We start from the raw sequence: 19,434 nt of genomic DNA, 5'->3' as shown, positions 1-19,434 counted from the left end.
TCGAGCCACACCGCGAGATCCCAGCGCCCGCTGGGATGACGGGGAGATGAGGTCAGGCGCGCGGTATGCGGCGTGCGCTGGCGAGGTGGTGGGCGTGGGTGATGGCGACCGCGAGTGCGTCCGAAGCGTCCGGCCCCGCGACTTTCGCGCCGGGTAGCAGGCGGGCGACCATGGCGTGAACCTGATCCTTTGAGGCGTTGCCGACGCCGACGACCGACTTCTTGACAAGGCGGGCGGCATATTCGCCGACTTCCATGCCGGAGCGGGACGCGGCGAGCAGCACGACGCCGCGCGCCTGGCCCAGTTTCAGGGTGGATTGCGGATTCACGTTGACGAACACCTCCTCCACCGCCGCGCCGCCCGGCTGATGTTCGAGGATGAGGTCGGCAAGCGCGAGATCGAGCACCAGCAGGCGGCTCGCCAGCGGCATTGCGGAGTCCGTCTTGATCTGTCCGTTGGCGATGTGGGAGAGGCGATTGCCGTCAGCGGCGATCACGCCCCAGCCCGTGGTGCCAAGGCCGGGGTCGAGGCCGAGGATGATCATTGTTTGGCCAGGCTATAGCCCCCCCACTCCTGAAGGGGAGGGGCTTTGCTGATCATCTTAACCCAGCTTCTCCATGACCGCGTCGGACACTTCATAGTTGCCCCAGACGGTCTGGACGTCGTCATCATCTTCCAGCGTATCGACCAGCTTCATCAGCGTGGCGGCATTGGCTTCGTCGACTTCGACGGTGGTCTGCGGCTTCCAGGCGAGCTTGGCGCCTTCGGCCGGGCCGAGCTTGGCTTCCAGCGCCTTGGCGACTTCGTGGAGCGCGTCCATGGCGGTCCAGATCTCATGTTCGTCATCGTTCGACGACACGTCGTCCGCGCCTGCTTCCAGCGCCGCTTCGAAGATGGCGTCAGCGTCGCCCGCAGCGGCGGGATAGGTGATGAGGCCCATGCGGTCGAAACCGTGGCTAACAGCGCCGGACGCGCCCAGATTGCCGCCATTCTTGGAAAAGGCGGTGCGGACGTTGGTCGCGGTGCGGTTACGATTGTCGGTCAGCGCCTCGACGATGATCGCGACGCCGCCGGGACCGTAGCCCTCGTACCGGATTTCCTCGTAATTCTCCATGTCGCCGCCCAGCGCCTTGTCAATGGCGCGCTGGATATTGTCCTTGGGCATGGACTGCGCCTTGGCGGCGTTGACCGCCAGGCGGAGGCGGGGGTTCATGTCCGGGTCGGGCATGCCCATTTTCGCGGCCACGGTGATTTCGCGGCTGAGCTTGGAGAACATCGAGGAACGCTTTTTGTCCTGCGCGCCCTTGCGATGCATGATGTTCTTGAATTTGCTATGGCCGGCCACGGCCTGCTCCTAAACTTGTCTGTTTGTCCGAAGGGCGCTCTCTAGCGGGCGCGTCTGCCAAGCGCAACTAGACGAGGATCGCCGTGCCCGAGGCGGAAACCATCAGCATGGAGCCGTTGGAGCCAAGCACCTCATAATCGAGATCGACGCCGACCACCGCATTGGCGCCAAGGGTGGCGGCCCGCATGCGCATTTCCCCGATCGCCTGTTCGCGGGCGCGTTGCAGCACATCCTCATAAGCGCCCGAACGGCCGCCGACGATGTCGCGCACACTGGCGAAAAGATCGCGGAAGAGGTTGGCGCCCACGATCACCTCGCCAGTGACGATGCCGAGATATTCCTTGGCCGGCCGCCCTTCCAGACGGCTGGTGGTGCTGACGATGATCTCGGACATGCAAACATCCCTTTCGGACCGAAGCGCGGATTGGCTATGGGCGGCATCTTACAAAGGGGCGAAGCTATGGAAAGAGAGCATACGGAATTTCTCCGGCTGCTGGCGGGGGATGTGCAGCATGCTCTTGATCTTGCCGCGCTCTCGGCTTCGCCGACGGATCGGCGGAATCTGTTGAGAACAATCATTTCCGCGGCCGAAGGAATATCCTGGATTTACAGGGTGCATGTCCTGTCAGTGGCGAAAGAGTTCGATGCGACAACGCCGTTTATTGAAATGGCGTTGGCCGAGGCGTCGTTTTCCGTCAGCGAGCAGGGAGAAATTGTCGAACAGGCCCGGTATACATCGCTAACGGCGATAATCAGGCTGACGACCAGAATTGCGCAGTCCATCTGCCCCGATCTGGATGTCGATTTCGGCGGGGTCGGATGGATGCATCTGAAAGACGCCATCAAGATGCGAAACCGGATCACGCATCCTAAAAATATCAGGGATCTGGCGGTGTCCGAACAGGAAATTGAAAAAGCCAAGCTTGGCTTTTTCTGGTTCCTCGACATCGCGCTGCGCGTGATGGAGGAAACGGTGAAGGAGTTTTCGGTTCTTGTCGTTGACCTGAAAAAGCTTGGTCAGGAGCTGAGGCGAGGCGATCCCGACGCGCTCGACCTTTATCGGCGGGCGCATCGGGACAGTGATGATTGATGCGCGGTTATTCCATTCCCAGCGCGGCCAAGTAGGTCTGGAGGACTGCTTCCATTTCCTGGCGGTCGTGCGGCGCCATTTTCCGCAGGCGAATGATTTGGCGAATGATCTTCGCGTCATAGCCGGTAGCCTTCGCCTCCAGATAGACGTCCTTGATGTCGTCGCCGATGCCCTTCTTTTCTTCCTCGAGCCGCTCGATGCGCTCGATGAGAAGGCGTAGCTGATCGGCGGCGACGTTGCCCTCGCTCATATTTCAAATCTCCAGAAAGAATGTGAATCGGGTTGGCGACTGCTCCTAATGGCTGTCGGCGTTCTTCGCCACACTCTCCTGCATCTTTGCGATTTGTTCGGGGGTCGCTTCGCCCTGATGGCGCTGTTTCCATTCGGAAAAAGGCATGCCGTGGACGATTTCGCGCGCCTGATCGCGGTTGAGCGTGCCGTCGGCCTCCGCGATCCAGTCGGCCAGGCAGTTGCGGCAGAAGCCCGCCGTGCCCATCAGGTCGATATTCTGGACGTCCGTGCGATGCTGCAAATGCGCGATCAACCGGCGGAAGGCGGTTGCGGCAACTGTATCGGTGAGTATGGTGTCGGCCACGGCGATCCTTTCGCTGATCTACATCATCCTGTCGTGCAGCACGGATAATCGAAAACGACGCCCTGGCAAAGCAGAGGCGCCCATGACGGTCAGGAGCCATTTGGGAATGACAAAATTGCCGCCCCGTTCGCGCAAGGTCCGCATATTGGCGACCCTTGGCCCCGCGAGCGACACGCCCGAGGTGATTCGGGCATTGTTCGTCGCCGGGGCGGACGCTTTCCGCATCAATATGAGCCATGGCGCGCATGAGGATCATGCCGCGCGGATTGCCATCATTCGCGGGCTGGAAAAGGAATTTGGCCGACCGACGACCATATTGGGCGACCTTCAGGGGCCCAAGCTGCGCGTCGGCACGTTCAAGCGCGGGCTGGCCGTGCTGGAAACCGGCGCGCCTTTCGTGCTGGACCGCGACGAGGAGCCGGGGGATGCGCGGCGGGTCAACCTGCCCCATCCCGAGATTTACGAGGCTTTGTTGCCCGAAACCCGGTTGCTGCTGGACGATGGCAAGCTGGTGTTGCGGGTCAAGGCGGTGACGGACGGGCGCATCGACACGATCGTCGAGGTTGGGGGCACCCTGTCCAACCGCAAGGGCGTCAATGTGCCTGACGTGGTCGTGCCCGTGCCTGCGCTGACCGACAAGGACCGGCGCGACCTGAGCTTCGCGGTCAATCACGGGTGCGACTGGATCGCGCTGAGCTTTGTGCAGCGGCCCGAGGATCTGGCCGAGGCGCGCAAGCTGATGGGTGGGCATGGCGCGTTGATGGCGAAGATCGAGAAACCCGCCGCCGTGCAGCGGCTGGAGGAGATTATCGAGCTGGCCGATGGCGTCATGGTGGCGCGCGGCGACCTGGGTGTCGAATTGCCGCCGCAGGCCGTGCCGCCGCTGCAAAAACAGATCGTGGCGGCGGCACGGCGCATGGGGCGTCCTGTCGTCGTGGCGACGCAGATGCTCGAATCGATGATCAAGGCGCCGACGCCGACGCGTGCGGAAGTGTCCGACGTCGCGACGGCCGTCTATGACGGGGCGGACGCCATCATGTTGTCGGCGGAAACGGCGGCGGGCGACTGGCCCGAAGAGGCGGTGGCGATGATGGATAGCATTGCGCACAGCGTGGAGCGCGACCCCGGCTATGTCGCGCGGCTGCACTTTACGGAGACCAAGCCGGACGCGACCACCGCCGATGCGCTGGCGGAAGGGGCTGCGGGCATCGTGTCGGTCGTGGGGGCGAGCGCCATCACATGCTTCACCCTGTCGGGCAGCACGGTGCGCCGGGTGGCGCGCGAGCGGCCGTTGACGCCGATCCTGGCGCTGACGCCACGGCTGGACACGGCGCGCAAGCTGGGGCTGACCTGGGGCGTGCATGCGGTGCGGACCAAGGATGTCGGTACATTCGAGGAAATGATCGGCAAGGCGCGGCGCATGGCGTTGCGGCACGACATGACGCGCAAGGGGGGCAAGATCGTCGTGCTGGCGGGGGTGCCCTTTGGCACGCCGGGATCGACCAATGTGCTGCATGTCGCCGCCATTCACGGCGACGAGCTTAAAGGCCGGGAATAGGCGCGAGCAGGCCGAGCGCGGTCAGGTCGCGGCGCAGAGTGGGGGCGTCGCGGAACAGGTGCCCGTGGATGCCGAGCGCTTGTGCCGCCGCGATATTGTCTTCGCGATCGTCGATGAACAGCGTCTCTTCCGCGCGCAGGCCGAATCGGTCGAGCGCCAGGCGGTAGATCGCGGGATCGGGCTTTGCGATCCGTTCCACGCCCGACACGACGATGTCGCGGAAATGCGCGAAGAGCGCGGCTTCGCGGGCGTGGAAGGGCGTCCAGAATTCCGCGCTGAAATTGGTGAGGGCGAAGAGGGGAACGCCGCGGCCATGGAGGTCGCGGACCAGTTCGGCCATACCGGGAATCGCGGGCTGGACGCTGTCGATGAAGCGTTCGCCCCAGAGGCGGATCAGCGGTTCATGTTCGGGATGGCGCGCGATCAGTTCGGCGCTGGTTGCCGCGAAGGGGCGGCCCATGTCGTGTTGAAAATGCCATTCCGGCGAAACGACATCGCGCAGAAACGCGTCGAGCGCCCGATCATCATCGATCAGGCGCTCGTAGAGGAGCCTAGGCTCCCAATGGTAGAGGACCTTGCCGACGTCGAAGATGACGGCGGCGATGCCCGCAGCCAATCAGCCCTGGCGGGCCTTGAAGCGGCGGTTGGTCTTGTTGATGACATAGGTGCGGCCGCGACGGCGGATCACGCGGTTGTCCCGGTGACGGCCCTTGAGCGACTTGAGCGAGTTGCGGATCTTCATGGAACCAGCCTTTGATGAATCTTGCGTGATCGGAAAATCGAAGCGCAGCCCCTATGGGCGGGGCAGGCGAAAGTCAAGGGCGGGTGGCCGTACTTTTGCCCCGTTCATTCGCCATGCAGCAAAGGCGTGGCTTCACATGTTTGAAGGGAAAAGCCGCGCGGCGTCGTGTATGGCGGACGCATCCTGTCGGAGACAAGCATGATGATGAAGCAAATCCTCCTCCCCGCCGCATTGGCCCTGTCGCTGGCGGGCTGCGCCACGGCGGTGCCGCCGGTTGAAGTGACGCGGTTCCATGTCGGCAATCCGGCGCGCAGCGGCACGATTGCGGTGGAGGAAATGCCCGACAACCCGGACGCGGGACTGGAATTCCGCACCTATGCAGCGGCCGTGGAGCAGGAATTGCAGCGCGTGGGATTCGCCCCGGCGTCGGCGGGCGCGCGGAGCGACTATGTCGCGCTGGTCGGCCTGCGCCGCAGCTTCCGCCCGACCGGCTATGGCAATGACGGCAGGCCGGTGAGCGTGGGCGTCGGCGGCGGCGTGGGCAGTGGCGGCTTTTCCGGCATGGGCGTGGGCATCGGCATCAACCTGTCGGGCCGCCCCAAGGATATGGTGACGACAGAATTGCAGGTGCAGATCCGCCGCCGCGCCGATTCGGCGGCGCTGTGGGAAGGGCGGGCGGTGAGCCAGGCGCGCGAAGGCACGCCCGCAGCCCAGCCAGGCATCGCCGCGCAAAAGCTCGCGAGCGCGCTCATCGGGGGCTATCCGGGCGAATCGGGGCGCACTATAACGGTCAAATGACCATTTCGATCAGCAGCGCTTTCGACAGCGGCAATATTCGCGTTCGTTCCATCATCGACAGCGGCGCCAGCGTCCGGGCGGAACTGGAGATCGTCAAGGACCGGCAGAGCGACTTCTATCAATGGTTCCATTTCCGCGTCGCGGGGGTGGCGGGACGCGAGGTGGAGCTGGCCATCACCAATTGCGGGACGTCGGCCTATCCCGATGGCTGGCCGGATTACAGGGCGCGGGTCAGCGAGGATCGGGAAAACTGGACGCAGGCGGACACCAGCTATGCCAACGGCACGCTGACCATCCGCCTGTCGCCCGACGTCAACGCGGTCTGGCTGGCCTATTTCGCGCCCTATTCGATGGAGCGGCACCATGACCTGATCGCGTGGGCGGCGTGCCAGCCGGGCGTGGCGCACCGCGAACTGGGCGTGACGCTGGATGGGCAGCCGATGGACCTGCTGAGCGTGGGGGACGGGCCAAAGCAGGTGTGGCTCTATGCGCGGCAGCATCCGGGCGAGAGCATGGCCGAATGGTGGATGGAAGGCGCGCTGGAGCGGCTGTGCGACGAAGAGGATGCGGTCGCCCGGCTGCTGCGCCGACAAGCGACGTTCCATATCGTGCCGAACATGAACCCCGATGGCAGCCGCAGGGGGCATTTGCGCACCAACGCGGCGGGCGTGAACCTGAACCGCGAATGGCATGAGCCGTCGATGGAGCGTAGCCCGGAGGTATTTCTGGTGCGGGCCGCGATGGACGAGACGGGCGTTGATTTCGCCATGGACGTCCATGGGGACGAGGCGATCCCGGCGGTGTTCCTGGCGGGGTTTGAAGGGATTCCCGCGCTGACCGACAAGCAGCAGACCCTTTATACCCGCTTTCGCGACACGCTGGCGGCGCGGACGCCGGATTTCCAGACGAAGCGCGGCTATCCCTCTTCCGCTCCGGGCAAGGCGAACCTGTCCATGTCCACCAATCAGGTCGCCCAGCGTTTTGGCGCGGTGGCGATGACGCTGGAAATGCCGTTCAAGGATAATGACGATTTGCCGGACGCCGAGTTCGGCTGGTCCCCCGCGCGGTCGATGCAGCTGGCGAAGGATTGTTTGGGCGTGCTGGCGGAGATGATTGGGGACGTTTGAGGGGGGTGGGGTAGGGAGGCAAAATCGGTCGTTCGAGAAGTTCAGACCAAACCTCGGCTGCCGACATTCGTTCAGTTGAACTCGCGATGGCAGTCAGCCGCGAGATAGACCAGCTTGACCGCTCATAATCGGACAGCTTCGCGCGGCGCTGATCGAGGGGCAGCTAGAGCGCTTGAAGTTCCAGCCCGAATGCTCATGATGCCCTCTTTCGGAGGGCACATGATCGGACAGTGGATAGGCAGGATTGATGGGGAATTACCTGCGACGTTGAGGATTGAGATTGAGGATAGGGGCTTCGGCTTAGTCGGACGCGGATACCTCTTCTACGACAATGGCAATCTACCAGGTTTCCTATTCGATATAAACTTGGCCAAAGGTCAGCCCCTTCGGACAAAGGTCATAACGATCTATCTATATCCGGCTGGCGGGGTGATGACCGCAGAACATAGGCGGGATGCGGAAGCGCATATCGCGGCTAATTATGATGTCGGGATGCCACCTGAAATTGATGTTGAGTTTTCATCAATCGGTGCGGAGCTAATCGTCACTTGGTCGGGTGCCTCGCCGGGCCCAACAGACACATCCGGCGTAGCGAAACGTGTATTACGCTTAGTGCAGAAGCAGTCCGTTGCCAACGAGCGTCAGCAAGGCGTCATTACGATGGAGTTGTCAGACCCTGATGGTGCATCTGTCCTAACCCCTAGAAACGATCTATCCTCGTGGGACCAGTTCCGTCATTGGGCGACCGGGCAACATCCCCGCAATTTTATCTTCCGCGGACAACGCCAGCCATTCAAGCTTGCTACCACATTTCACCGCACATGGCGCAAGAACCTGAACCTCTGGATCACTCAAGACATTGAGCTTCTTTTCGGCACGGTCGCTGAACATCTTAAATACCCATTACAGTTGGGCAATTTGCAACATAATACAGCGATATGGAGCATTCTTCAGCACCACGGCTATCCCACACCGATGTTGGACTGGTCCTATTCGCCGTTCGTCGCAGCCTACTTCGCCTTTCAGGAGGCGATCGAGAACAACGTCTCGCCCCGCATCTTCATATTCGACCGTGTTGCTTGGACGAATAGATACGGTAGACTTGGGTTCATTGTAGATCCGGCCCCGAACCAGCTCGTAGTCGTTGAGTCTATGCCGACTGGTAATCCGCGTCACGCGCCACAACAGGCAATCTCAACTGTCACTAACGTCGCGGACGTGGAAGCGTTTATCCGGGGGCGCGAAGATGCGGACGGGATGTCCTACCTGACCGCCTGCGACTTGCCGATTCAGAGCAAGCCGCAAATTATGCGCGAGCTTGAATTGATGGGCATCACCTATGGTTCGCTGTTCCCCGGCTTAGACGGGATATGCCGCGACATGCGCAGTCGCCTGTTCGCCCCGCCTAGTCAGTGAACCGTCTGCCGCTCGGATAGCGAACTTCCACGGTGGATTGGCCTCGAACGGTAGCTATCCCTATATTTGTCCCCTAAAGCGATAGTCCGCAACCGGCCAAACCCCTCACCCAAACAAATCCCCCAGAAAATCCCGCATCGAACGAAAGCTGCGGCGATCGGCGTCGGCGCTGTAGGCAAGGCCCTTGTCGGGCATGTTCACCGCATGGTCGGTGAAGGCGTGGCCGGTGTGGCCATAGGCGTGGATCTGCCAGTCGCAGCCTGCCTGCGTCAGTTCTTCGGCGAGGGCGACGGTGGCTTGCGGCGGGGCGATGGGGTCTTCCCAGCCGTGGCAGATCAGCAGCCGGGCGCTGATGGCGGCATTGGGGAAGGGCGGGGCGTCATAGACGCCGTGGAAGCTGACGCCGCCCGCTATGTCCGCGCCGCTGCGGGCCAGATCGAGCACGCATTTGCCGCCGAAGCAGAAGCCGATTGCGGCGGTGCGGCCTTCGTCCACTTCGTCGAGTGACTTGAGCAGGGCGTGCGCCGCCGTCAGCCGGTCGCGCAGCAGGGCGCGGTCTGCGTTGAGTTCGGCCATGTAGCGGCCCATGTCCGGGTCGGCGCGCGCGGTGCGCTTGCCCTGTCCATAGAGGTCGGTGACGAGGACGGTGTAGCCGAGTGCCGCGACCTTTTCGGCATAGGCGAAGTCGGCTTCCTTTGTGCCGAGGACGTTGGGGAAGAGGAGGATGCCGGGGCTGGGGCCTTGCGCTGCGCTGTCGAAGACGGCGAGGCTTTCGAACGTGCCGCCGGGGCCTTCATGGATGGTGACGCGGCGGGTGATGGTCATGGCGGCCTCGCTTGAGTGGTGAGGCCCCCGTCATAAATGAATGCCCTCCGTCATCCCAGCGGAAGCTGGGATCCTGGGAGAGGGCGTGCGATGTGGCCAGAGACCCCAGCTTGCGCTGGGGTGACGGGATGAAAGCGTCAGGCTTTGGCTGTCACAAGCTCCCGAAACCCGGCGCTTCGCCGCGGGCCTGGCGGTCGATGCGGCGGGGGCGTTTCCAGCCGATGGCGGGGCGCTTGCGCAGGCGCAGGGTGGGCCAGTCGCCGCGATCGGTGCGCTCGGCCAGGCGCATGCCCTGCGCGCGGTAGGCGGCGAGGACGGCGTCGGCCTGTTCGTTCAGCAATCCGGCGAGCAGGATGGAGCCGCCTTCATCGACCAGCGCGCAGAGCGAGGGGGCGAGTTCGATCAGCGGGCCTGCCAATATGTTGGCGATCAGCAGGTCGTAGGGCGCGCGGGTGGCGATGGCGGGATGATCGACGCCCGCTGCCGTGTAGAGCGCGAGCTGGCCCTGACCCCGGCCGAGCGGGATGCGGTTGGCGGCGGCGTTCTGCGCGCTGATATCGACGGCGATCGGGTCGATATCCGACGCGGTGGCATAGGCGCGGGGCCACAGGTGCAGCGCGGCGAAGGCGAGCAGGCCGGTGCCGGTGCCGACATCCGCGACATTGCCGAAGCGCATGCCGATCCGGCGCATCTGGTCGAGCATCAGCAGGCAGCCTGCGGTGGTTTCATGCTGGCCAGTGCCGAAAGCGCGGCCCGCTTCGATCAGGAAATTGATGTGGCCGGGCTGCTGCGGGTCCGTGGCGAGATTGCGGATGTGGAAGCGGCCTGCGGTGACGGGTTCAAGGCCCTGCTGGCTGAGCGTCACCCAATCCTCGTCCGGCAACTGTTCGATCAACGGTTTCGTGCCAGCGGCGCTGGGGACGAGGGTGCGGAGCAGCTTGATCGCGGTGGGGCTTGGCTGGCCTTCGAAATAGGCGTCGAGGCGCCAGGCATTGTCGTCGTCGGGGGTCGCTTCGCTGGTCATCAGGACGGGCGGGCTGTCCATCAGCGCGAAGGCCGCGATGTCGCCGTCCAGCGCCTCTGCCTCCGCACGGGTGCAGGGCAGGGTGACTTTCCAGCTTTGGGCGGCGGGTGAAGCGGCGTCGGTCATGCCGCGCCCCTTAGAACTTTGATGAGGGGAGGGGAAGCGGGTGCGGAACGGGCGAGCGGTAGACCGCTCCCCCTCATCCAACTTCGCCTAGCTTTCACTCCGTTGCAGCAAGGCTACGTATCCTTCTCCCCAAGGGGAGAAGGTTTGCAGTCGTGCCGTGCCGCTCTCAGGCCACCTGACGTCCGAAGTCGGATGAAGCGGCGCGCAGGCTGGCGAGCTTGCCTTCGACGCTTATGAAGCCGCGTTCTAGCTGGTCGATTTCCGACGCGACGACTTCGGTATCCTGGCGGATGGCGGAAATGGTGCCGGACATCGAATCGGCGGCGAGCGCGGTTTCATCGACGGCGGCGGTGATCATGGTGACGGTCTGCGCCTGAACATCCATCGCGTGGCGGATGCGGTCGGCGCTGGACTGCACTTCGCCCACGGTGTCGCGGATGCGTTCGTTGGTTTCCACCGACTGGCGGGTCGATGCCTGGATGTCGGCGATCTTGCCCGCAATCTCGTCGGTCGCGCGCGCCGTCTGGTTGGCGAGGCTCTTTACTTCCTGCGCGACGACGGCAAAGCCACGGCCAGCATCGCCCGCGCGCGCCGCTTCGATCGTGGCGTTGAGGGCGAGCAGGTTGGTCTGACCAGCAATATCGCGGATGAGGCCCAGGATCGATTCGATCGACTTGGCATGTTCGGTCAGCGTGGTGGACATGGTGACGGCGTCGCCCGACTGGCGGGCGGCGCGCTGGGCCACGTCGGCGGCGCTTTCCACTTCGGTCCGGGCATCCTCTATCGCGCGGATCAGGCCTGCGGAGGTGCGCGCGGCTTCGCGCATGGCGATGGCGGACTGTTCGGCGGCGGCGGCGACTTCGGACGCCTTGCCCAGCATGCCGCGCGTGGCGGCGGACGCATCCTTTGCCTGTTCGCGCAGCGATTCGCCCAGTTGGGACGCGCCGTCTATCTCTCCCATGATTCGCTGTTCGAACAAGGTGCCGATCCGCTGGCGCTCGTTGCGCTGCGCTTCCGCCTCGTCGCCGGCAAAGGCGCTGGTCATCATGCTCGCGTCTACCATGCTGACCATGGTGATGATGTTGACAAGGCGCATGCGCACCGCGTCGTCGGGCGCCTTTTGCCAGACCAGTTGCGTCAGCTGCTTGTTCGCTTCCGCAATGGCCGTGAGCACGACGCCGAGCGGCAGGTTGCGCTTGCGGGCGAGCCGGACGCAGGCGATGCAGGAGCCAGCCCAGCTGCCTGCTTCATAATAGCTGAGCTTCTGTCGCACATATTCATGCGCCTCTGTCTCGATCTTCGCGATCGTGGAGGCCGCCAGAACGCTGCGCAGGCGCGATTGGTCCATATAGCTGTCGAAGAAGGTGCGCGCAGCGATGGATGCGGCGTCGCCGATCAGGTCGCGGATTTCCCGAAGTCCGGCGGCCAATTCGCCGGTGGGATCGATCTCTGCCATGCTGGCGATCATTTCGCTCTTCGATGATGCGGCGGACGTCATATGCGGCAAACCTCAATTCTCTTCTTCGTCAGGCCCGTGATAACGCGATCTGGTTAATCAGTTCTTAGCCGTGATCGTCCGGCCGCTCCGTCGGGGCGGCTTGCCCTCTTGACCGATCGTGCCTAAGGGGACGGGAATCAGGGACAAGCATCAGGGACGTAGGTAGATATGGCGCGAACCACGAGCCGGCCGCTCTCGCCGCATTTGACGATCTGGAAATGGGGACCGCACATGGCGATCTCCATCCTGCACCGCGTGACCGGAAACGGCCTCGCCACCGCCGGGATTCTGGGCGTGGTCTGGTGGCTGATGGCGATAGCAATGGGCCCGGAAGCCTATGCAACCTTCGTCAAATGCGCGACGTCGCCGATCGGCTATCTGGTGATGATCGGCATCAGCTGGTTCTTTTTCCAGCATATGATGTCGGGGCTGCGCCATTTCGTGCTGGATTTGGGCGCTGGCTATGAACTCAACACCAACAAGACATGGTCGCTGGTGATCCCGGTCCTGTCGACGCTTGCCACCGTGGCGCTGTGGGCCACCATCTTTTCGGGGAAAATCTGATGGGAACGGGAACCGGAATTGGCCGCGTCCGTGGCCTGGGTTCGGCGCGGCATGGCGCGCATCACTGGCTGGCGCAGCGCTATACCGCCGTCGGCAACCTGCTGCTGGTGCTGTGGCTGATCTTCAGCCTGGTGAGCCTGCCGGGGCTGGATTATGAAAGCGCCCGCAACTGGATCGCCAATCCGCTGGTGGCCGTGCCGCTGATGCTGATGCTGGTCAGCATCTTCTACCATCTGCGGTTGGGCATGCAGGTGATGCTGGAGGATTATGTTCACGACAAGGGGCTGAACTTTTTCTGCATCCTGCTGCTGAACTTCTACACCGTCGCTGGCGCCGCCGCTGGTATCTTCGCGATCGCCAAGATCGCCTTCACGGGGGTCGTCAACTAATGAGCGAAGCCTACAAGATCATCGATCATACCTATGACACGGTCGTGGTGGGCGCGGGCGGTTCGGGCCTGCGCGCGACCATGGGCAGCGCCGAAGCGGGCCTGAAGACCGCGTGCATCACCAAGCTGTTCCCCACCCGGTCACACACCGTGGCGGCGCAGGGCGGCATCGCCGCGTCGCTGGGCAACAACTCGCCCGACCACTGGACCTGGCACATGTACGACACCGTCAAGGGATCGGACTGGCTGGGCGATCAGGACGCCATCGAATATATGGTGCGTGAAGCACCTGCGGCCGTCATCGAGCTGGAACATGCCGGCGTGCCGTTCAGCCGTAACGAGAATGGGACGATTTATCAGCGTCCGTTCGGCGGCCACATGCAGAATATGGGTGCTGGCCCGCCGGTGCAGCGCACCTGCGCCGCCGCCGACCGTACCGGCCACGCCATGCTTCACGCGCTCTATCAGCAGAGCCTGAAATATGACGCGGATTTCTACATCGAATATTTCGCCATCGACCTGATCATGGAAGATGGCCCGAACGGCAAGGAATGCCGGGGCGTCGTCGCCATCTGCATGGAAGATGGTTCGATCCATCGTTTCCGCAGCAAGGCGGTCGTGCTGGCGACCGGCGGCTATGGCCGCGCCTATTTCTCCGCCACGTCGGCGCATAGCTGCACCGGCGACGGCGGCGGCATGGTGCTGCGCGCGGGCCTGCCGCTCCAGGATCTGGAGTTCGTGCAGTTCCACCCAACCGGTATCTACGGCGCGGGCGTCCTGATCACCGAAGGCGCGCGTGGCGAGGGCGGTTACCTCACCAACTCCGAAGGCGAGCGTTTCATGGAGCGCTATGCCCCGTCGGCGAAGGATCTGGCGTCGCGTGACGTGGTGTCCCGCTCGATGGCGATGGAAATGCGCGAAGGGCGCGGCGTTGGTCCGAACAAGGACCATATCTTCCTGCACCTCGACCATATCGATCCCAAGGTGCTGGCCGAGCGTCTGCCGGGCATCACCGAAAGCGGTAAGATCTTCGCGGGCGTCGACCTGACCCGTCAGCCGCTGCCCGTGACGCCCACCGTCCATTATAATATGGGTGGCATCCCCTGTAACTATCATGGGCAGGTGGTGACCAAGGTCGGCGACGATCCCGAAGTCGTGGTGCCGGGCCTCTACGCAGTCGGCGAAGCGGCCTGCGTGTCGGTCCATGGCGCGAACCGCCTTGGCTCCAACTCGCTGATCGACCTTGTCGTGTTCGGCCGCGCGACCGGCCTGCACCTTAAGGAAACGATCAAGCCCAACGGTTCGCACCGTCCGCTGCCCAAGGATGCGGCCGATCTGGCGCTGTCGCGCCTCGACCATTACCGCAACGCCAAGGGCGGCTCGCCCACCGCGAAGATCCGTCTGGAAATGCAGCACACCATGCAGAAGCATGCCGCCGTGTTCCGCGACAGCGCGCTGCTGGGCGAGGGCGTCAGCAAGATGGCGCAGGTCAATGCCAGCTTGGCTGATGTCGGCGTGTCGGATCGCTCGCTGATCTGGAACACGGACCTTATCGAGACGCTGGAGCTGGATAACCTGATGTCCCAGGCGGTCTGCACCATGGTCAGCGCGGAAAACCGCAAGGAAAGCCGCGGCGCCCACGCGCACGAGGATTTCCCGAACCGCGACGACGACAACTGGATGAAGCACACCGTCAGCTGGTTCGAAGGCTGGGGCGGCAAGGGCGGCAAGGTGTCGCTCGATTACCGTCCGGTGCACGATTACACGCTCACGGACGAGGCGGAATATATCCAGCCCAAGGCCCGCGTTTACTAAGACGCGCTGACAGGCGAGGTGATGAAGGGGCGGGCCGTGAGGTTCGCCCTTTTTCGTTTTGGAGATCGGGACGCCTCGTGTTGTGGCGGCTGGGGTGGAAATTATCGGACTGCGTGAGTTTTCACCCTGACCTTTTTTCATCAATGGATTTCTTATTAGATCGAGGCTGCATCAGCGATTTATAGGTGTGAGGGTATTTGACCAAAGGGGCGGACATGCAGGGGCAATGGCTGGGCGAATTTGACGACGAGTTTAGTGGAACAGTTCGTCTTGAACTCGAAGAGCGCGAGGGCCGTTCGGTCGGCAATGTCTACCTATTCTACGCTCAAAAGGATAATCTGCCGGGGTTCATGTTTAACTTGAACATCGGACTTCAGCCCCCATTCGCCACGGAAGTTACCACGACGTATCTTCATTCGGACGGTGGAATAATGACGCAAGAGGCGCGGGAGCGAGCGGAAGCGTCGCTGGCGGAACGCTTTGGCGAGGTGCCTATTCCCGCAACGCTTCAGGTCGAGCTAGTCTTGCAGAGCGACGACGTTGTGGTTCGATACACGGCAACTGACGAAGAGGCTGAAGCCATCACATTGATCAAGTCGAGTGTACAGGCCCCTTCAGAGTTGGTTAGCCGAACGGATTTGACGACGTGGGATCAGTTTCGGGAATGGGCGGTTAATAGGCGCCCCCGGAATTTCATCTTCCGAGGTCAGGCGAAGCCGTACAAACTGAGCACAACCTTTCACCGAACGTGGCGGAAGAACCTGCAGCTTTGGATGCTGACGATGTTCGGATGCTTTACGGTGCGATGTCTGAGCAGATTTCGTACCCCCTTCAACTTGGGAATATGGCTCACAACGCGGCATTCTGGAGCCTTCTTCAACACCACGGTTACCCAACGCCGCTCCTAGACTGGACATTCTCGCCATTTGTCGCCGCATATTTTGCCTTCGCAAATGTAGAACCAGACGATCCGGTGCGTCCGCGCATCCATATCTTCGATCAGGCGAAGTGGAATGAGCGATACGGCAAGATTGGATTCACCGCTGATCCGTCACCACCGCAGCTTATCGTGCTCGAAAGCAACCGGTTCGGAAATCCCCGCGCTGCCCCCCAGCAAGCGCTCGCCACTGTTTCGAACGTGACGGATATTGAGAGCTTTGTCCGGGCGAGAGAAATTCAAGACGAGCAGGAATACCTCACGATATGCGACCTACCTGCGACCGAGGCTCCCCGCATTCTTCGCGAGCTAGAGTTGATGGGGATCACCTATGGCTCGCTATTCCCTGGTCTGGACGGCATCGCCCGAGACGTAAAGGACAGATTGTTTGCAGAGCAGGCCAAGCCGGACGTAGTTGTTGATGGGGGACTAATATCCGCATGACGAGGCATGGCTATATCGCGTGCGAACATCGCGGCAGATGATTGCAATATAACCTGTTCTCATTTCCGCGATCGCGGACACTTCAAGCGGCAAGCCATCACCATGAGATCCCAGCTTTCGCTGGGATGACGGTGAAGGCGGTGGGATGGCGATGGGGGGTTGCTCGCCCCTCCAGCCTGCCGGTCAGTGTTTGCCCGGTTTGTTTGATGTGCCTGCTGCCGATGGGTTGAGGAGTTGCACGCCTGTCGGCAATCCGGTTCCGCCCATGTCGATTTTCTTCGCTTCGGTGCGGGCGACGGTCATGGGGTTGTCGCGTTCGCGGATCGCGGCCCTGGTTTCCGCGTCCATGCCTTCCTCTTCGGCAGTGTCGCGGCTGTTGCCGCCCTGCGTCCAGCCGAGGATCACCGACATGCGGCGGTTGCGGGGGTCGTAGGCGTCGCCCTTGGCGAAGGGTTCGCGGTCGGCGACGCCTTCGATCCGGGCGAAGCGGTCGTTGCCGATGCCGTTGCTCGCCAGCGCCTTGCGCGTCGCTTCGGCGCGGGCGGAGGAGAGCATCCAGTTGTTCATCGTCTGCCCGGCGCTGTAGGGCAGGCCGTCGGTATGGCCGCGCACGATCAGCGGGTTGGGCATGGTCTTGATGACGCCCGCGACTTCGCTGACCAGCGCCTGCGCCTGGGGCAGCAGCCGATCGGTGCCCATGGCGAACATGGCGAAATCCGATTCGTCGATCAGGTCGATGCGCAGCCCTTCGCGGGTCATGGAAAAGCGGATATTCCTGTGCAGCCTGGCGATCCCGGCCTTTTTGGCCATGCGGGCTTCCAGCTCTTTCTTGATCTGTTCGAACTTGGCCCGGTCGGCGGCGCGGGTAGCCTTGCCGCCCTGATCCTTCGTGCCGCTCGCGTCGCGGGGGATGGTGATGGCCAAATTGCCCTGACCCCCGGTGGTCGGGTAGTTTTCCTTGCTGACCATGGAGTCGCCGCCGAACAGCCCGGTGGAGCCAGCAGACGCCATCTTCAATTCGACCAGCGTCGGCGTGAAATAGTCAGCGAGGCCCTTGCGCTGCTTTTCCGTGGTCGCGCCGAGCAGCCACATCAGCAGGAAGAAGGCCATCATGGCCGTCACGAAGTCGGCATAGGCGACTTTCCACGCGCCGCCATGATGGCCGCCATGGCCATCGACGATGATCTTCTTGACGATGATCGGCCGTGGTTCAGGCTCGTTCGCGCCGCGCTTCTTTTCCGCCATGGTTTATTTGCCCCGCATGCCGTCGAACACCTCGGCGAAGGCCGGCTGGTTCGCGTGGGTCAGGCTTGAGCGCGCGGCTTCGATGACCAGCGGCTGGGGATGGCCGTGCAGTGATGCGATGATGATCTGCTTGACGACATGGTACATGGCGCCGTCCGCCTCGATCACCGCGCGGCATCGGTTGGCGAAGGGGCCGACCATGCCATAGGCGAGCAGAACGCCCAGGAAGGTGCCGACAAGCGCGGAACCGATCATGCCGCCCAGGATCGCGGGAGGCTGGTCGATCGAGCCCATGGTCTTGACCACGCCCAGCACCGCCGCGACGATGCCGAGCGCGGGCAGGGCATCCGCCAGCCCCTGAAGATTGTCGGCGGGCTTCAGCGATTCATGATGGTGGGTCTTGAGCGCGTTATCCATGACCTCTTCCACCGCATGCGGATCGAGCGTGCCGGAGGATACGACGACAAGGCGCAGCGTGTCGCTCATCAGGTGGATCAGCGTCTTGTCGGCCATCAGGCGCGGATATTCGGAAAAGATGGTGGAGCTTGCCGGATCTTCGATATGCGGTTCCAGCGCGACCGGCCCTTCGACCCGCAGCGTCTTCATCAGGCGCGAGACGAGGAAGATGCAGTCGAGAAAATCCTGCTTCTTGTATTTGGGGCCTTTGAACACCTTGCCAACGCCGCCGCCCAGCGCCTTCAGGTCCGCGCCTGAATTGCCGATGATGAGCGCGCCGACCGCCGCGCCGCCGATGATCAGCATTTCATGCGGCAGGGCGTGGAGAACGGGGCCAATGTCGCCGCCCGTGAAGATGAAGCCGCCGAAAACCATGGCGAGCAGCACGACGAGGCCAATGACTGCGAACATGAATACCCCTGAAAATTCCGCCCGTGGGCTTTCATCCGACAGCGCCAACGCGGCGCTTTCATCAGATGGTTAATGCGCAATGGTTAGCGCGAGGTTTAGGACGACGGGTTTTTTGATCCGTTTTTGCGTCTTTTGCCCGTCGATAGTGCAGATGAGGATAGAGGAGCGGTGAAGGCGCTTATCGGATCAGGTCGAACAGCGTTTGCTGATTGATGCGGGCAAAGGCCGACTGGGCCGCTTCGAGCTGGAGCAGCTTGCTCTTCACCGAAGAGATGACTTCGGCAAGGTCGGTCGACTCCAGGCCCTGGCGACGTTCTGCCAGATCAAGATCGACGTTCGTCAGCCGTTCGCCGATCACATCGAGCCGGTCGCCGCGCACGCCCTGCTTTGCCTGTTCGACGGAGATATGGGCCTGCCCGACCTTGATGGTATTGAGCGCCGTGACAAGGTCTGCGTCCGTGCCGTTCTGAACGGCGGTGATGGCCTGGCCCAGCATATCGTCGAGGGACATGGGCGTCCCGCTGACGTCGATCCCTTCCGACACTTCCTGCCGCGTGCCGACAACGGAAAGGTTAAGGCTGCGGCTTACCGGCACCAGCACGCTTTGCGTGTCGTCGAACACCGGCACGCCTTGATAATCCTGCTGGTTCAGCAGTGACGCGACGCTGGTGCGGATGGTGTTCAGTTCCTCGAGGAAGGCGGCGCGGCCGGTATCGTTGAGCGAGCCGCTGCGCGTCGATGTGATGATTTCCTGCGCGCGGACCAGCAGGCTGTTGATTTCTTGCAGATTGGCTTCGGCATTGGCCGCGCGGCTCATCCCATAGCTGACATTGGCCTGCCAGGCGGACTGCTGCGCCTGCGCCTTGCCGATTTCCGACACTTGCACCCATGCGAGCGCGTCGTCGGACGGCTTGTTGAGCGTGATGCCGGTCGAAATGGCTGTCTGCCCTTCGATGATGCCTTGCGAAAGCTGTTGCTGCCGGCGGATTTCGGCGATCAGCGTCTTGTTTGTGATGCCTACCATGGGTCA

At 62.7% G+C, this 19,434-nt stretch carries 23 protein-coding genes; 10 read left to right on the top strand and 13 right to left on the bottom strand.

Annotation, left to right across the window (positions count from 1 at the left end):
• Positions 1-52: 52 nt before the first annotated feature.
• From ruvC to K663_RS13385, 3 genes are all read right to left on the bottom strand, one after another.
• Positions 53-544, bottom strand: coding sequence for a crossover junction endodeoxyribonuclease RuvC (gene ruvC / locus K663_RS13395; protein WP_062118453.1), 492 nt, complete (start codon positions 542-544; stop codon positions 53-55).
• Between the two features lie 57 nt (positions 545-601).
• Positions 602-1,345: a YebC/PmpR family DNA-binding transcriptional regulator gene (locus K663_RS13390; protein ID WP_062118452.1), complete on the bottom strand. Its 744-nt coding sequence runs from the start codon at positions 1,343-1,345 to the stop codon at positions 602-604.
• 67 nt (positions 1,346-1,412) lie between these two features.
• Positions 1,413-1,739, bottom strand: a complete 327-nt coding sequence (locus K663_RS13385) for a heavy metal-binding domain-containing protein (RefSeq protein WP_174525906.1) — start codon at positions 1,737-1,739, stop codon at positions 1,413-1,415.
• A gap of 36 nt (positions 1,740-1,775) precedes the next feature.
• Here K663_RS13385 and K663_RS13380 point away from each other — a divergent pair, with 36 nt between their 5' ends.
• Complete coding sequence (locus K663_RS13380) at positions 1,776-2,435, top strand: hypothetical protein (RefSeq protein ID WP_145902276.1); 660 nt, start codon at positions 1,776-1,778, stop codon at positions 2,433-2,435.
• Between the two features lie 7 nt (positions 2,436-2,442).
• On the opposite strand, the gene K663_RS13375 is transcribed toward K663_RS13380, so the two are convergent.
• Positions 2,443-2,685 (bottom strand): DUF2312 domain-containing protein, encoded by a 243-nt coding sequence (locus K663_RS13375; protein ID WP_062118448.1) that lies wholly within the window; start codon positions 2,683-2,685, stop codon positions 2,443-2,445.
• Between the two features lie 45 nt (positions 2,686-2,730).
• On the bottom strand, positions 2,731-3,030 hold the full coding sequence (locus tag K663_RS13370; protein WP_062118446.1) for a DUF1244 domain-containing protein: 300 nt from the start codon (positions 3,028-3,030) through the stop codon (positions 2,731-2,733).
• 106 nt (positions 3,031-3,136) lie between these two features.
• Between K663_RS13370 and pyk the strand changes: the two genes are divergently transcribed.
• Positions 3,137-4,588 (top strand): pyruvate kinase, encoded by a 1,452-nt coding sequence (gene pyk / locus K663_RS13365; protein ID WP_083535976.1) that lies wholly within the window; start codon positions 3,137-3,139, stop codon positions 4,586-4,588.
• Here pyk and K663_RS13360 read toward each other — a convergent pair.
• A complete protein-coding gene (locus K663_RS13360; protein ID WP_062118444.1) occupies positions 4,572-5,204 on the bottom strand; it encodes an HAD family hydrolase in 633 nt (210 codons plus the stop codon). The genes pyk and K663_RS13360 overlap by 17 nt on opposite strands.
• Entirely contained in the window at positions 5,205-5,330 is a 126-nt protein-coding gene (gene ykgO / locus K663_RS13355; protein ID WP_004210176.1) for a type B 50S ribosomal protein L36, read from the bottom strand.
• A gap of 201 nt (positions 5,331-5,531) precedes the next feature.
• Between ykgO and K663_RS13350 the strand changes: the two genes are divergently transcribed.
• From K663_RS13350 to K663_RS13340, 3 genes are all read left to right on the top strand, one after another.
• Positions 5,532-6,128, top strand: coding sequence for a hypothetical protein (locus K663_RS13350; protein WP_062120918.1), 597 nt, complete (start codon positions 5,532-5,534; stop codon positions 6,126-6,128).
• Entirely contained in the window at positions 6,125-7,255 is a 1,131-nt protein-coding gene (locus tag K663_RS13345; RefSeq protein ID WP_062118441.1) for a M14 family metallopeptidase, read from the top strand. The genes K663_RS13350 and K663_RS13345 overlap by 4 nt, the downstream gene beginning before the upstream one ends.
• A gap of 219 nt (positions 7,256-7,474) precedes the next feature.
• Positions 7,475-8,671: an FRG domain-containing protein gene (locus K663_RS13340; protein ID WP_158511186.1), complete on the top strand. Its 1,197-nt coding sequence runs from the start codon at positions 7,475-7,477 to the stop codon at positions 8,669-8,671.
• Positions 8,672-8,776: 105 nt separating this feature from the next.
• On the opposite strand, the gene K663_RS13335 is transcribed toward K663_RS13340, so the two are convergent.
• The 3 genes from K663_RS13335 to K663_RS13325 form a co-directional block, all read right to left on the bottom strand.
• Positions 8,777-9,496, bottom strand: a complete 720-nt coding sequence (locus tag K663_RS13335; protein WP_062118435.1) for a dienelactone hydrolase family protein — start codon at positions 9,494-9,496, stop codon at positions 8,777-8,779.
• 151 nt (positions 9,497-9,647) lie between these two features.
• The gene (locus K663_RS13330; protein ID WP_062118432.1) at positions 9,648-10,646 is read right to left on the bottom strand and encodes a 50S ribosomal protein L11 methyltransferase; all 999 of its coding nucleotides are present in this window, start codon (positions 10,644-10,646) and stop codon (positions 9,648-9,650) included.
• 166 nt (positions 10,647-10,812) lie between these two features.
• Positions 10,813-12,144: a methyl-accepting chemotaxis protein gene (locus K663_RS13325; RefSeq protein ID WP_062118429.1), complete on the bottom strand. Its 1,332-nt coding sequence runs from the start codon at positions 12,142-12,144 to the stop codon at positions 10,813-10,815.
• A gap of 168 nt (positions 12,145-12,312) precedes the next feature.
• On the opposite strand from K663_RS13325, the gene sdhC reads away from it, so the two are divergent.
• The 5 genes from sdhC to K663_RS13300 all read left to right on the top strand — a co-directional run bounded on the left by sdhC (position 12,313) and on the right by K663_RS13300 (position 16,292).
• The gene (gene sdhC / locus K663_RS13320; RefSeq protein WP_062118427.1) at positions 12,313-12,708 is read left to right on the top strand and encodes a succinate dehydrogenase, cytochrome b556 subunit; all 396 of its coding nucleotides are present in this window, start codon (positions 12,313-12,315) and stop codon (positions 12,706-12,708) included.
• Entirely contained in the window at positions 12,708-13,097 is a 390-nt protein-coding gene (gene sdhD / locus K663_RS13315) for a succinate dehydrogenase, hydrophobic membrane anchor protein (protein WP_062118424.1), read from the top strand. The genes sdhC and sdhD overlap by 1 nt, the downstream gene beginning before the upstream one ends.
• Positions 13,097-14,911: a succinate dehydrogenase flavoprotein subunit gene (gene sdhA, locus K663_RS13310; protein WP_062118420.1), complete on the top strand. Its 1,815-nt coding sequence runs from the start codon at positions 13,097-13,099 to the stop codon at positions 14,909-14,911. The genes sdhD and sdhA overlap by 1 nt, the downstream gene beginning before the upstream one ends.
• Before the next feature lie 215 nt (positions 14,912-15,126).
• Positions 15,127-15,819 (top strand): hypothetical protein, encoded by a 693-nt coding sequence (locus K663_RS24360; protein WP_062118417.1) that lies wholly within the window; start codon positions 15,127-15,129, stop codon positions 15,817-15,819.
• Positions 15,702-16,292 carry an FRG domain-containing protein gene (locus tag K663_RS13300; RefSeq protein ID WP_083535909.1) on the top strand — a complete coding sequence of 197 codons (591 nt, stop codon included), beginning with the start codon at positions 15,702-15,704 and terminating at the stop codon, positions 16,290-16,292. The genes K663_RS24360 and K663_RS13300 overlap by 118 nt, the downstream gene beginning before the upstream one ends.
• 183 nt (positions 16,293-16,475) lie before the next feature.
• On the opposite strand, the gene K663_RS13295 is transcribed toward K663_RS13300, so the two are convergent.
• The 3 genes from K663_RS13295 to K663_RS13285 form a co-directional block, all read right to left on the bottom strand.
• The gene (locus tag K663_RS13295; protein WP_062118410.1) at positions 16,476-17,537 is read right to left on the bottom strand and encodes a flagellar motor protein MotB; all 1,062 of its coding nucleotides are present in this window, start codon (positions 17,535-17,537) and stop codon (positions 16,476-16,478) included.
• A 3-nt stretch (positions 17,538-17,540) separates the two neighbouring features.
• Entirely contained in the window at positions 17,541-18,404 is an 864-nt protein-coding gene (motA, locus tag K663_RS13290) for a flagellar motor stator protein MotA (RefSeq protein ID WP_062120915.1), read from the bottom strand.
• Positions 18,405-18,582: 178 nt separating this feature from the next.
• Complete coding sequence (locus K663_RS13285) at positions 18,583-19,428, bottom strand: flagellin (RefSeq protein ID WP_062118408.1); 846 nt, start codon at positions 19,426-19,428, stop codon at positions 18,583-18,585.
• Between the last annotated feature and the right edge of the window lie 6 nt (positions 19,429-19,434).

Origin of the sequence: Sphingobium sp. MI1205 (assembly GCF_001563285.1) — a bacterium.
Classification (GTDB): Bacteria; Pseudomonadota; Alphaproteobacteria; order Sphingomonadales; family Sphingomonadaceae; genus Sphingobium.
Note: the sequence above shows the minus strand (reverse complement) of the source record. Positions and strands in the feature narration are given on the sequence as shown.